The 12,212-nt window shown below is 55.5% G+C and carries 11 protein-coding genes; 5 read left to right on the forward strand and 6 right to left on the reverse strand.

All coding sequences use genetic code 11. The features are described 5' to 3' along the window. Positions 1–31 precede the first annotated feature (31 nt). The 4 genes from ACAW74_RS25385 to ACAW74_RS25400 form a co-directional block, all read right to left on the reverse strand. On the reverse strand, positions 32–3,298 hold the full coding sequence (locus tag ACAW74_RS25385) for a SusC/RagA family TonB-linked outer membrane protein (RefSeq protein ID WP_370701071.1): 3,267 nt from the start codon (positions 3,296–3,298) through the stop codon (positions 32–34). A 316-nt stretch (positions 3,299–3,614) separates the two neighbouring features. Next, on the reverse strand, positions 3,615–4,502 hold the full coding sequence (locus tag ACAW74_RS25390) for a hydroxypyruvate isomerase family protein (protein ID WP_370701072.1): 888 nt from the start codon (positions 4,500–4,502) through the stop codon (positions 3,615–3,617). A 123-nt stretch (positions 4,503–4,625) separates the two neighbouring features. Next, on the reverse strand, positions 4,626–5,336 hold the full coding sequence (locus ACAW74_RS25395; RefSeq protein ID WP_370701073.1) for a 3-keto-disaccharide hydrolase: 711 nt from the start codon (positions 5,334–5,336) through the stop codon (positions 4,626–4,628). Positions 5,337–5,499: 163 nt separating this feature from the next. Continuing rightward, positions 5,500–5,967, reverse strand: a complete 468-nt coding sequence (locus ACAW74_RS25400) for a hypothetical protein (RefSeq protein WP_370701074.1) — start codon at positions 5,965–5,967, stop codon at positions 5,500–5,502. Between the two features lie 458 nt (positions 5,968–6,425). Here ACAW74_RS25400 and ACAW74_RS25405 point away from each other — a divergent pair, with 458 nt between their 5' ends. The 3 genes from ACAW74_RS25405 (at position 6,426) to ACAW74_RS25415 (ending at position 8,448) form a co-directional block, all read left to right on the forward strand. After that, a complete protein-coding gene (locus ACAW74_RS25405; RefSeq protein WP_370701075.1) occupies positions 6,426–7,085 on the forward strand; it encodes a hypothetical protein in 660 nt (219 codons plus the stop codon). 98 nt (positions 7,086–7,183) lie between these two features. Then, positions 7,184–7,975, forward strand: coding sequence for a PD-(D/E)XK nuclease-like domain-containing protein (locus ACAW74_RS25410; protein ID WP_370701100.1), 792 nt, complete (start codon positions 7,184–7,186; stop codon positions 7,973–7,975). A 74-nt stretch (positions 7,976–8,049) separates the two neighbouring features. Then, the gene (locus tag ACAW74_RS25415) at positions 8,050–8,448 is read left to right on the forward strand and encodes a hypothetical protein (protein WP_370701076.1); all 399 of its coding nucleotides are present in this window, start codon (positions 8,050–8,052) and stop codon (positions 8,446–8,448) included. A 6-nt stretch (positions 8,449–8,454) separates the two neighbouring features. On the opposite strand, the gene ACAW74_RS25420 is transcribed toward ACAW74_RS25415, so the two are convergent. Then, positions 8,455–9,345: a cation diffusion facilitator family transporter gene (locus ACAW74_RS25420; RefSeq protein WP_370701077.1), complete on the reverse strand. Its 891-nt coding sequence runs from the start codon at positions 9,343–9,345 to the stop codon at positions 8,455–8,457. Positions 9,346–9,434: 89 nt separating this feature from the next. Here ACAW74_RS25420 and ACAW74_RS25425 point away from each other — a divergent pair, with 89 nt between their 5' ends. Beyond that, entirely contained in the window at positions 9,435–9,719 is a 285-nt protein-coding gene (locus ACAW74_RS25425) for a hypothetical protein (RefSeq protein ID WP_370701078.1), read from the forward strand. A gap of 13 nt (positions 9,720–9,732) precedes the next feature. Here the strand turns inward: ACAW74_RS25425 and ACAW74_RS25430 are convergent, their stop codons facing one another. Beyond that, positions 9,733–10,941 (reverse strand): carboxypeptidase-like regulatory domain-containing protein, encoded by a 1,209-nt coding sequence (locus ACAW74_RS25430; RefSeq protein WP_370701079.1) that lies wholly within the window; start codon positions 10,939–10,941, stop codon positions 9,733–9,735. Between the two features lie 116 nt (positions 10,942–11,057). On the opposite strand from ACAW74_RS25430, the gene ACAW74_RS25435 reads away from it, so the two are divergent. Further along, a complete protein-coding gene (locus ACAW74_RS25435; protein WP_370701080.1) occupies positions 11,058–12,167 on the forward strand; it encodes an MBL fold metallo-hydrolase in 1,110 nt (369 codons plus the stop codon). Positions 12,168–12,212: the final 45 nt, after the last annotated feature.

The raw sequence follows: 12,212 nt of genomic DNA on the forward strand, positions 1-12,212 counted from the left end.
TAACTAGAGGCTACCTGACCGTTATCTGATTTTAGAAGCTGATGTTCAGTACGGCGTTGTAGCTACGCGTGAGCGGGTAGTTACCGATGTCGATACCAAAGTTGGTATCAGCCGCGCCACCTACTGCCGGGTCGAGGCCCGAGTAGCCTGTCACCGTGAAGAGGTTGTTGGCTGCCACCGCAATCCGCACGCGCTTCATGCCCAGCCGATCCAGCATACCGGCTGGCAGGGTGTAACCCAGCGTCAGGTTCTGCATGCGCAGGTACGAACCGTTTTCTACGTAGTACGAGTTGGCCTGCGTGTTGGTGCTGAAGTTCGACGTCGACTCGAAAATGGGTACGGTCGTGTTGGTGTTCGTGGGGAGCCACGAGTCTTTCACACGGGCACTGATGGCTGCTCCCGGGAACGACGGGTAGAAGTCAGTGTACCATTTCGAGTTGTTGAAGATCTGGTTGCCCAGCGATGTGTACAGGTACGTTACGAAGTCGAAGTTTTTGTACTTCAACGTCAGCGTGGCACCGCCCGTGAATTTCGGTACGGGGCTGCCCAGGTACGTCCGGTCGTCGTCGTTGATACGGCCGTCGTTGTTGATATCGGCGAAACGGAAACGACCCGGAGCGGCACCATCCTGCGTGGGGGCCGAAGACACTTCTTCTTTCGAGTTGAAGAGGCCAATCACTTTATACCCGTAGAACGACGAGATAGGCTGACCCGGCTCGTTGCGAACGACCGGCGTGCTCAACCGTTGGCCACTGCCCGTGAAGTACGGCGTGCCCGGAGCCAGTGCCGTGATGCGGTTTTGCAGGAAGCTACCCGTCAGGTTGGCTTCATAGGTCAGATCGCTCGTTACGTTACCCCGGCCGATCAGCTGAATGTCGATCCCCTGGTTACGCATGCTGGCAATGTTGACCGACGGCGCGTTGGCCCGTACCCCTATGACACCCGGCAGACCCAATTGGAACAGCAGGTCTTTGGTGTCTTTCCGCCACAGGTCGAAAACGATTTCCAGGCGGTTGTTGAAGAACGAACCATCGATACCGAAGTTGGTCGTGATCGAGGTTTCCCACTTCGCGTCGGGGTTACCAATCTGGCTGCGGTAGAAACCAGGCGTGATAGCCGTGTTGGCACCCGTGAGGTCATAGCTGTTACCCGGGTTTGAACCGAAGAGGTTGTACTGGTTGTTCGGGTTCACGTTGTTCGAGTTACCCATCGTACCGTACCCGCCCCGCACTTTCAGGTCGGTGATCCACGACTGGTTCTTGATGAACGGCTCCGACGACAAACGCCAAGCGACCGAACCGGCCGGGAATACCCCGTAACGGTTGTTGGCCCCGAACTGCGACGAACCGTCGCGACGGATAACCCCCGTCACGATGTACTTGTCGTTGAACACGTAGTTGATCCGGGCAAACTGCGAGTAGAAGTTTACGCCCCGGCCGTAGCCGCTGTTCACCTGACGGGTCGAACCTGCCGTCGTCGTGCTGAGGGTTACGTAGTTGGGATCAACCGTGAACGGGTTCAGACCCGAGCCGTCGATGTTACGGCCGCTGCCCGTGTTGAGGGCTTCGATACCCGCCAACAAGTCGATCGAGTGAATGCCGAACCGCTGCTTGTACTGAGCCGTGTTGGTGAACGTCCAGGCCAGCCCTGTGCTGGCGCCTTCGCCGTAGGTGAAGTTGGTGTTGTTCTCCGAGTTTTCGTACTGAGCGCGGTTGTAGTAGTTGTAGTAGTTGTTGTAGAAACTACCACCCAGGCTGCTGCGCAGGGTAAGGGCCGGAATCGGGTCAAACTCAATGTAGGCGTTACCGTAGCCGATAATGCTGTTGCTGAGGTTGTTCTGCTGACCAATGCGGTTGGCTACCGGGTTACGGGCGTTGTTAAAGCCCGGCGCGGCTGTACCGGCATACCCACCAAACGAGTTGTAAACAGGCACAATGGGGGCCATCCGGAAAGCCAGCAGCACGTCGTTTTCTTCGGCGGCTACGTTCTGTCCATTGCTGCCACCCTGCTGCCCTTTAACCGATAGGTAAGTGAGCTGGAAGTTCTCGCCAATGCGCAGGTTTTTGGTCAGGTCAAACTCGGTGTTGGCCCGCAGCGTGTAGCGGCTGAAATCGTTGTACTGAACGATACCACCCTGATTCTGCATACCCAGGCTAACGTAGAAACGGCTGGCATCAGTACCGCCCGAGAAGCCAAGCGTCTGGCGCAGCAGCGGGGCCGTGCGCGTAATGGCTTTGTACCAGTTGGTGCCTTCCTTGTTAGCCGGAATAACCAGATACACGGCGCCGTTGGCCGGATTGGTGTTGTACCGGGTACGTTCGGCCGCCAGATCAACGCCGCCTGTTACACCAGGACGGGTGCCGACCAGCAGGTATTCGGGCAGCACAGGGGTCTGCCCTGAGCCATACTGACCACCGGCCAAACCCGTAAAGCTGTCAGCACCAACGGGCGTACCCGATTGATACAGGTCATTCCGTTTCGCCTGCCACGTCCAGTCGGCCTGTTCCTGCGGATTCAGGATCGTCTGGCCTTTGCCCGGGTCAGTGAAGCCATACAGACCATCATACGTAACGGTCAGTTTCTGCGCCCGGCGCTGTCCGCGGCGGGTCGTGTACACGATTACGCCGTTGGCAGCCCGCGCCCCGTAGATCGACGCCGCAGCGGCATCTTTCAGTACGGTTGTCGACTCGATGTCGTCGGGGTTCAGGAAGTTGATGTTCTGTGTCGGAACGCCATCAACTACGTAGAGCGGCTGGTTACCACCGAAGGCCCCGAAACCACGTACCCGAATCTGGCTGCTGGTACCCGGCTGTCCGTTGGTGATGACCGTTACGCCCGCTACGCGGCCCTGCAACTGCTGCTCGACGTTACCAGACGGCACCGTCTTCAGCTGTTGCGCCGGTACGGTCGATACCGAACCCGACGTTTCGCGGCGGCTGTCGCTGGTATAACCCGTAACAACCACTTCATTCAGCGAGGTGGCATCGTCGGCCAGCGTGACCGTGAAGGTCGTTTGCGTGCCAACGGCAACCTCCTGCGATTTGTACCCAATAAATGAGAAAACAAGCGTAGCCGCGTTGTCGGCTACGATGGTAAAATCACCGTTTGCATTGGTGACAGCACCGCGGGTAGTACCCTTAATCGTTACGTTAACCCCTGGAATACCCGCTCCATCAGACTGTCCCGTAACCCGACCGGTACGAGTAGTGCCCTGAGCGAGGGCTAGTGTGCTGGAGAGTAACGTACCCAGCAAAAGGCTAAAGCCAAGTAGCAGTTTGGAGAGATTCCTGCTTGCCATAGATGAGTTGAGTTTAGTTTAATCAGATCGGATGAGTTTCCCGATTGAGGTTAAAGCTATTACCCGCCTCATTGGTGACAAATTAATATTTGATTATTACTTTAATAATTATACAATCGATTGCATAATACCGCACTTTTTCGTAAAAAAATACAATTTCTATGATTTTGGTCTACTAAGTATAAATTGGCCGTTTTTAGGCCATACTCAGTCATAGTACTTAAACCTACTCAAATGCAATGGATTGCAATTAGGCAAAAAAAACGGCGCATATCCGTACGATATGCGCCGTTTTTCGGTTTTTTAACGGTAATGGCTATACGTCACACAAATTCACGGCTTCGCGGAGGCTGGTGAGCGGATCGCGCTTAGGAATAAATTCCTGCGCCACAAAACCTTTGTAGCCGGTCGCCACGATGGCTTTCATTACAGCCGGGTAGTTGATCTCCTGCGTTTCGTCGATTTCATTCCGGCCCGGATTTCCGCCCGTGTGGTAATGCCCAATATACTGGCTGCTGTCTCGGATCGTGCGGATGATGTCGCCCTCCATAATTTGCATGTGGTAGATGTCATACAGGAGTTTGAAATGATCGGAGCCGATGGCCTTGCACAATTTAACGCCCCAGGCAGTGTGGTCGCACATGTAATCTTTGTGATCGACTTTGCTGTTGAGTAGTTCCATAATCATTGTGATGCCGTATTTCTCGGCACTGGGCATAAGGCGCTTAAGGCCTTTGGCGCAGTTTTCGATGCCTACCTCGTCGCTCATGCCCCGGCGGTTGCCCGAGAAGCAGATAACGGTGGTCAGCCCGGCGGCTTTCAATTTCGGAAAAATACCCTCGTAACTGGCTACCAGTTCATCGTGCAGTTTGGGGTCGTTGAAACCATCGGTGATGCCTTTCCCGGCGCCCCAGGGCAGGGCTGAGGTGAGGCCGTATTTCTGGAGCGTCGGCCACTCTTCGGGGCCAACCAGCTCAATCGATTTGATCCCGATCGATTTGGCCGCTTTGCAGAGGTCATCCAGCGGAATTTTCGAGTAACACCAGCGACAGACCGAGTGGTTGATGTTGCCCTTCAGAGCGGTTGCCGCCGTCTGGGTGGGAGCAAGGGGTTCTTTCTCTTTCATTAGTTGCGAAAAAGAAGGCACTGCTGTCAGCGACAGGGCAGTGCCGGTTAGGGTTCGGAGGGCGTTGCGACGTTGCATGGGGGGAGGTAATGAGTAATGAATGATGTATAATGGACAATGAATGATTTCCTGAACCTGATCTGGCTATTCGGCTATTCATTGTACATCGTTCATTATTCATTGTGCATCATTCATTGGCTCTTAAAGTTCTCTGATTCGAATGTTCCGGTACCACACTTCGTTGCCGTGGTCTTGCAGCGCAATTTTGCCGGTGGCGTATTTGCCGAAGCCATCCCAAGCTTTAAACTTGCTGGCGGCTACCATCTTATCCCACTCGGGGCCGGTGGTAGGGTATTCGACCACCTTTTTGCCGTTGAGGTAATGCTCACCTTTGCCGTTGGCGATCACGATGCGCACCTTGTTCCACTGGCCGGCGGGCTTCACGGCGTTTAGGTCGGCGGGGGGCAGCATGTCATAGAGTGAACCGGCCTTGTGGTTGCCGCTGACGCCCGCTTTAGCGTCGGGGTGGCGCTCATCGTCGAGCACCTGTACTTCCGGGCCGGTGAAGTACGTCGCGTTGTATTTGGGGTCTTCCGAAACGTGGTAAATAATGCCGCTGTTGCCACCCTCCGAAATTTTCCACTCCATTTCCAGCTCAAAGTTGCCGTACTCTTTATCGGTCAGCAGATCGCCTCCGCCCCGGCCGCCGGTAAAATGGATCGCGCCATCCTCGGCTTTCCAGTTAGCAGAAACGGGTTGGCCCGCTTTTTTGTAGGTGTGCCAGCCGGTCAGTGTTTTGCCGTCAAAGAGGCTTTCCCATTTGCCTTTCAGGGACTCGTTCAGGGACGTTGCACTGGTGCCAAGAGCCAGGGTAATCAAGGCGATCCCCAGCGTTGTGTTCATGCGGTTCATAACTGCGGTTTTTTATGTCAGTACATTAGGGCAACCGGTTTGTCGTGCTGACGACAGACGGTCACGTTGAGAAAGGGTTCAAAAATGCCTATTTAACCATAAAGCACAAAAAAAGCAGCCAACCCGCGTGGGTTGCCTGCTCTATAACAGGGTTATAACAAGCTTATTGTTCCTTCCCGGCTTTGCCGTCGTATCCCTTGTTGTGAGGATCGTACCCAACGTTCGGGTTGTCGCCCTGCTCCAAGTACGTGGCATCAGCCCGTTTGAAGAGCGCTTCGTCTGACGGGTTGTCGGAGATCGACTCCAGTTTCTTGGCCTCAAACTCGGTCAGGCCGCGCTTGGGCTTGTCGGGGTTGAGCAGGTCAGGATTGACGTCCCATTCCTGGTAGGTGCCTACGCTTTCGCCGCTGGGGGCATCAGGGTTGTTGTCGCTCCAGTTTTCGGCGCGGGCATTAACTGTGTCGTCGCGGTTGGCGGCGTCCATGTCGGCACCCGTTGTGCTGTCTTTATAGGCGTTGGTGCCGACCCCTTCCGATTCGTGGCCGTAGTCGGACGTACCTTGTTGATTGGGATCTTTCGAATAATAGTCAGAATCAACCTGATCGGGATCAAAAGCGGATTTAGTTGCCATGGCTTGAGTGATTCGTGTTTGCGTAATAAACCACCTATCTGGCGAGTTGTTTAAAATCGAAAAATCCCGGTGCGCTCAGGGCCATGCAGGCTACAGGTACGTAGCGGTTGGCGGGCGGCGAATAGAAGAAAGCTAATTGAGTTGTATGACTCGGTTTTTGCGCGAATCCAATAATGGATTGATTAGTGTATAAGTGAAATAGATTGGCGATTTATTTAATGGCCCGTTTCGGGATAAATGTATAGGTGGAAATTGTTTTTGTAAGTTATTGATTTATAGGAGATTAGACTATTATTTCTGCTAGCCTGTAAATGCCCTTAAAGACGGCTAAATGGCTACTGGTTTATGTTTTTCTTTTTGACTAAAATTCGGTATCTTTAAGTCGTTAAACAACCCCTGTAAAAGGCAAAAGGGGCCTCAACCGGACCCCCTGCTCGAACAGTAAACAACAAATACTAATGAACACGCAAAACAAAAACACAATCGAGACTTTTCAAAACGCTCAGGTCGTGAAACCGTATCAAATGATACACGAAACGACGGGTGAAGTGGTCAGCCGGTACAAGTATTTGGAAGGGCACCCGCGTCAGTATCGGTTTGATGCCAAGGAGGGTGTGTTTAATATCAACGGCGTTGAGAAGCTGGGCCGCACCCTGACGTTCCAGCCCATCGCGTGGCGCATTTTTACGGATAACATCCTGAATATGGGCACGAAGAACTGGGCCGAGCTCTTTTTTGTCGACGAAAAAAACTGCGTGTCGGCGGTGCTGTTCCACGGGTATTCGGTCGATAATATCTTCCGCCTGATCGAGCCGCTGTACTACGATGACCTCACGCTGGCCGACGTGGTGATCACGGCAACCGCCGAGAAAAAAGAAAATAATAAAATTCAGCCCAAGGGCATTTATTACATCGCCAACTTCACCTATCAGATGGCGAACCCCGAAAAATCGGCGGAATTGAAACTGTTTGCGCAGGATTACAAAGTGTTCCGTCAGGAAACCCTGACCGACATCGCCAACATCAAAACGGCGTTCAACTATTACAACCCGTTTGTGCACGCTATCGATGAACCCGTGCTGGGTCCAATCGCCGGTCCGGCCCTGCTGACGGCCTAACCTCAGGATACAGTGAGCTGTATGCCGTACGCTTCGCACCGCCATGTCTGGAAGCGGAGCCACTGCATACTGTTCACTGTATCCTGTTCACTAATATGATAACTCCCTCTTTGTTGACCGACCAACTGGTGGGTTGGGTACGGGCCGGCATGGCCCTGCCCGGCGACTATCGCACCTTGCCGCGCGTATCGAATTCTGATCTGACGCGCCTGAAGGAAGAGCAACTGGGCGGCGCCACTGGCTACGGCATTGATCAGCCGACGGCGCGTTGGGGAAACGAACGTACCCGAACGTTTGGCAAAGCCTTTCATCAGCACCTGCTCGAACCGGAATCGGTGGCGACGGTGCTCGAACAACTATTGCCCGACCTGACGAACGACCGGCTCATGACGGATACGTTGGGCAGCGGCCTGACTACGGATGACAACCCAACGAGCTTGACGCAGACGATCCGGCACGACTCGTTTTGCCGGCGATACCTGCGCCTGGCCGAGCGCGACCGGGTGGTGCTGTTTACAGACCCGGTTACGCAGGTGGCCTGTAAAGCGCGCCTCGACTTGGTCTACACCAGCCCCAAACGCCACAATGCACTGGTGCTCGATTTCAAGACGACCTCGGCCCGCACGCAGGCGCAGTTTCTGCGAAGCTGTTACGATTACGACTACGACCGGCAGGCTGCCTTTTACCTCGACAGCCTGCGGCACGCCGATTCGGGCGACTGGGATGCTACCCGGCGGTTTCGGTTTGTGCTGGTTGGCGTGACGAAACAGGCCCCGCACCGGCTGTTTGCGGTTGACGCTACAGCGCTGCCCGGCTTCGTGGAATATGGTCGTAAAAAGTACCGGTTCTGGCTCAAAAAATGGCAGGAAACCAACGGGTTACCGGATTAATTCGGGCGTGTTTTTGTTCTATTTAGACAGGGCAGCAACCGGCTGAGCCGGTTGCTGCCGGAACAACAAAACGGATGAACACAACACCCATTTCGACTACTCCGAGCACCGAAACGGCCAGTTTTATGGCCGCTTTGCTGTCGGTACGCCCGTCGTCTATCCAGTTCGACTGGGGGACCGATAACCTGGTGTTGTGGATTGAAGATTTAAGCCCCACAGGTACGTTGCTCGACCAGATGGCCGAGGTAATTGACCGCGTGGGCTTTGCCATCGAACTGCACACGGGCTGGGACCACCGCACCGATGCCGGTACCTACCATCCGCTGTTTGGCTACCGGTTGCTGTTCCGGGATGCCACGGGGCTCTGGCACGGTGTTCGGGTCAACCCGGCGGGGCGCTTCGTGGGAACGACACCCCTACAGGAGATGGATTACGAAATTGCCTACGATAAGGTAATGTGGCTGGAAGACTAACCCGGTTCAGTTGGTTTCTAGGGTTGCATGATGAATGTTGAGGTGCTCCAGTTCGTGACGCACCTCTTTTTTTAGCGCCAGAATCTGATCCGCCGACAAGGTTGAATCGAGTGTAAGATGGGCTGTGAGGGCGGTTTCGGTCGTGCTCATGGCCCATACGTGTATATGCTCTACTGCTGCCACGCCAGGTACGTCCTGAATCGTCTGCCGCACGTCGGCCAGCATAATGTTGGTGGGCACGCCATCGAGCGTCAGGCGCAGGCTATCGGTGAGCAGCCGCCACGTACCGGCCAGAATCACGATGGCGACAACGATACCCACGGCCGCATCGAGCCAGAACCAGCCCGTATAGCGCATCAGCAACCCGGAAACCACCACGCCAACCGACACAAGGGCGTCGGCCAGCAGGTGCAGGTAGGCGCCCCGCATGTTCAGGTCGTGTTCTTTGTTGCGGAAGAAGAGCAGCGCCGACGCGGCGTTAACCACAATGCCCAGCGCAGCTACCCAGGCGATTGTGCCGCCCGGAATGGCAGTGGGGTGTTTGAAACGCTGAATGCTCTCAAGCAGAATCGCGCCAACGGCTACCAGCAGCAGCACGGCGTTGGCCAGTGAAGCCAGCACCGTGCTTTTCCGATACCCATACGTAAACGTGGCCGACGACTTCACCCGTGCCAGCCGGAAAGCCAGCAGCGACAGCAATAAGCCCGCTACATCGCTTAAATTGTGCCCGGCATCGGCTAGCAGCGCCACTGACCCCGTATACAGGCCAACCCCGGCTTCGACCAGCACATAAATAATGTTGACCGCCGCCCCAATCATCAGGGCCCGGTTGATGGTTGTTATCGTGGTGGCGTGCGAGTGGGAGGTATGGTTATGTGAATGATCGTGTGCGTGCATAAAATCAGCTGGCCATTGAGAATGAAAAGCAAAGGTGCCCGTTTGCAGCAAAACTGCGCGTAGAAACGTTACTCAGTAAACAAGATACGGTGGAGAAAAGAGCCAAAACATATGTAACGCCCGATGGCCGGGTAGTAGGCTGGCGCTGGAAGCGCGTGCCGGTTATCCTGTGGCTGATCGTGGTGGGGTGTACGCTGTCGGCCCTGACGCTGATGGGGCGCATCGGGTATCTACTGGCGCGGCGTGGCCCCATTCAACCCGGCGATGACTTCAACCTGACGGTGTTTACCCTGTTGCTGGCTGGCGGCGGGGCGCTGGCCTTTAGCCTGGTTGTTTACTTGCTGGCCCGCCCCGAGCAACCCGAAACCGATTAGCGAAACGGCAGTCTTACTGGTCTTCAACGATAACGTTATCATTCGCCCAGAAACTGTCGTCGAACGCCATGACCTGTTCAGAAAAGGTTTGATTTTCCGTAATCACGTCTTTGCGGGCAAATTTCTGCACGTTGTCGAAACGAGTCTGGGTCACCACAAAGTCCATCAGGTTACGAATCAACTGAGCCGGTCTGGCCGTGTATTGATACTGGTTTTCGACCTGCGCGTGGTGCAGTGTATACCGCCCGTCGAGCGGTTGGTAGGTGATCAGGTAATGCCGGTAAAGCAGATGGATTGGCAACTGGTAGATGCGCAGGCCGTTATTGACGTGCATCAGCCCGTTGGGTGATAGCGTAAAATCGGCTTTCACAATAGCCAGCGACGTTCTGTCGAGCAGCAGTTTTCCGTCAAAAAAAGCGCTGTTTCGTAGCGACGGACCCGACCGGGGCGCAAAGGCGATGATATACGCGTCGCGATCGTCGACCGACGTCATGCCCTCATACGTATAGGTGTAGCTCGCCTCCCCCAGCGGGAGCAGGAACGTACCCAGGCTGGTCAGTTTGGCAATGTCGAGCATGATCCCCAGATGAGGGCCATTGGTGATGTCGGGCAGGCGGCAGGTATCTGTCCCCGACAAAAAGTAGTTGGGCAAGGGTTTGCGGCGCCCTTTCAGCATCCGCACGGCGTCGGCCGAGCTGCTACGCCCATAACTGGCCTTATACAGTTCCAGCTGCCCTTCGCTCTGCACCAGAAAGTCTTTTTCCCGAACCCATTCCCGGTAAAAACCAGTCATCAGCGCGGGCTTGTTAGGGTAGTTTTTGTGAATGCGCCGCACGGCCTGCACCACCAGATCGACCGGGTCGACAGGGCGCACAACCACCTCGTTCAGCCGCTGTGCCGTTGGGGTAAGCGCCAGCGTGAGCGCATCGGTCTGGCCCGTCAGGCTCCGCAACGCAATGTACCGTGTCTGATACCCCACCATCGAAAGGCGCAGGCTGTCGTTGGCGCCAGGCTGGTCAAGGTGGAGCTGGAAACGGCCATCGCCGTTGGCAACCGTGCCGACCTTGTGGCGGGGTACATACAGAGCCGCGTAGGGGAGGGGTTGGCCCGTTTGGCTATCAACCAGCCTGCCCCGAAGTTGCACCGGCACCTGCGCCAGTGCTTGCGCCGATACCAGCAGGCCGATGAGGATCCCCTGAAGTCGAAAAAGATACCCGCTCATAATGCCGATGTTGACCGGAGCATAGTTACACAACGAATCTTAATCGTCAATTAAAACAGATATACTATCAAGCCAAAGCGATTATCGATCTTACACGATGTCGCTACCTTCGGCCCATGAATCGCCTGAAACGAATGCTGTTCTATATACTGCTTGTTATTGCCCTGCTGGGCCTGGGTACGTACCTGTTTCTGCAAACGTCGCCTTTCGGAGGCGTACCTGCCGATGCTCGCCTGACGCGCATCGAACAATCGAAACACTGGCGCAATGGCGCTTTCCAGAATGTCGAACCCACCGACGTGATGCGCCGCGAGGCTTCCTACTGGAATATGCTGGCGGATAATTTCCGCAAACCTGCCGATGTGGAACCGAAGCAACCCCTGCCTACCGTAAAAACCGACCTACGAAACCTGCCTGATGCCCAAACGACGATCGTCTGGTTTGGCCACTCGTCGTACCTGATCAAATCGGGGCAGACCACGGTGCTGGTCGATCCGGTGTTTTCGGGTTATGCGTCGCCGGTGCCGGTTTTTGGGAAAGCGTTTCCGGGGGCCGACGCGTACACCGTTGCCGACATGCCCCCGATCGATCTGCTGGTCATCACACACGATCACTACGACCACCTCGACTACGAGACCGTGAAAGGGCTGCGCGGCAAGGTGAAGCGCGTGGTGACGTCGCTCGGCGTCGGGGTGCACCTCGAACGCTGGGGCTACGACCCGACCCGTATTTCGGAACTGGACTGGGACGAAACAGCCACTCTTTCGGACGGCTTCTCGCTCACGGCGGTGCCAGCCCGGCACTTTTCAGGGCGAGGTATCCGGCGGGGACAAACTCTATGGAGCGCCTTTGTGATGGACTTGAATGGGCAACGCCTGTTTCTTGGTGGCGACTCGGGCTATGGGCCTCATTTTAAAAGCATTGGTCAGCAACATGGTCCCTTCGATCTCGCCCTGCTCGAATGTGGGCAGTATGGCCGCGATTGGCCCAGCATCCATATGTTTCCCAACGAAGTCGCCAAAGCGGCTAATGACCTCGGCGCCAAGGTGCTGTTGCCCGTGCACTGGGCAAAATTCGCGCTGGCGTTTCACCCCTGGACGGAGCCGATCAACCAGTTGACCGCTTCGGTGAATGCCGACGACTCGCTGCGCGTGACGACGCCCCGCATTGGAGAGCCCGTACCCCTGAGCGGTGTGTTACCAACAAGCCGGTGGTGGGCGCAATAGGGTTACAACATCGCTTTAACTTCGTCGTTATGTGTGCATAGCTAA

It is taken from the genome of Fibrella musci, from assembly GCF_041321105.1.
GTDB classification, from domain to species: domain Bacteria; phylum Bacteroidota; class Bacteroidia; order Cytophagales; family Spirosomataceae; genus Fibrella; species Fibrella musci.

Excerpts from the sequence above, each read along its gene's own strand:
- ACAW74_RS25430 (WP_370701079.1), bottom strand. The coding sequence starts at position 10,941 with ATGAGCGGGTATCTTTTTCGACTTCAGGGGATCCTCATCGGCCTGCTG.
- ACAW74_RS25385 (WP_370701071.1), bottom strand. The coding sequence starts at position 3,298 with ATGGCAAGCAGGAATCTCTCCAAACTGCTACTTGGCTTTAGCCTTTTG.
- ACAW74_RS25420 (WP_370701077.1), bottom strand. The coding sequence starts at position 9,345 with ATGCACGCACACGATCATTCACATAACCATACCTCCCACTCGCACGCC.
- ACAW74_RS25405 (WP_370701075.1), top strand. The coding sequence starts at position 6,426 with ATGAACACGCAAAACAAAAACACAATCGAGACTTTTCAAAACGCTCAG.
- ACAW74_RS25415 (WP_370701076.1), top strand. The coding sequence starts at position 8,050 with ATGAACACAACACCCATTTCGACTACTCCGAGCACCGAAACGGCCAGT.
- ACAW74_RS25400 (WP_370701074.1), bottom strand. The coding sequence starts at position 5,967 with ATGGCAACTAAATCCGCTTTTGATCCCGATCAGGTTGATTCTGACTAT.
- ACAW74_RS25390 (WP_370701072.1), bottom strand. The coding sequence starts at position 4,502 with ATGCAACGTCGCAACGCCCTCCGAACCCTAACCGGCACTGCCCTGTCG.
- ACAW74_RS25395 (WP_370701073.1), bottom strand. The coding sequence starts at position 5,336 with ATGAACCGCATGAACACAACGCTGGGGATCGCCTTGATTACCCTGGCT.
- ACAW74_RS25435 (WP_370701080.1), top strand. The coding sequence starts at position 11,058 with ATGAATCGCCTGAAACGAATGCTGTTCTATATACTGCTTGTTATTGCC.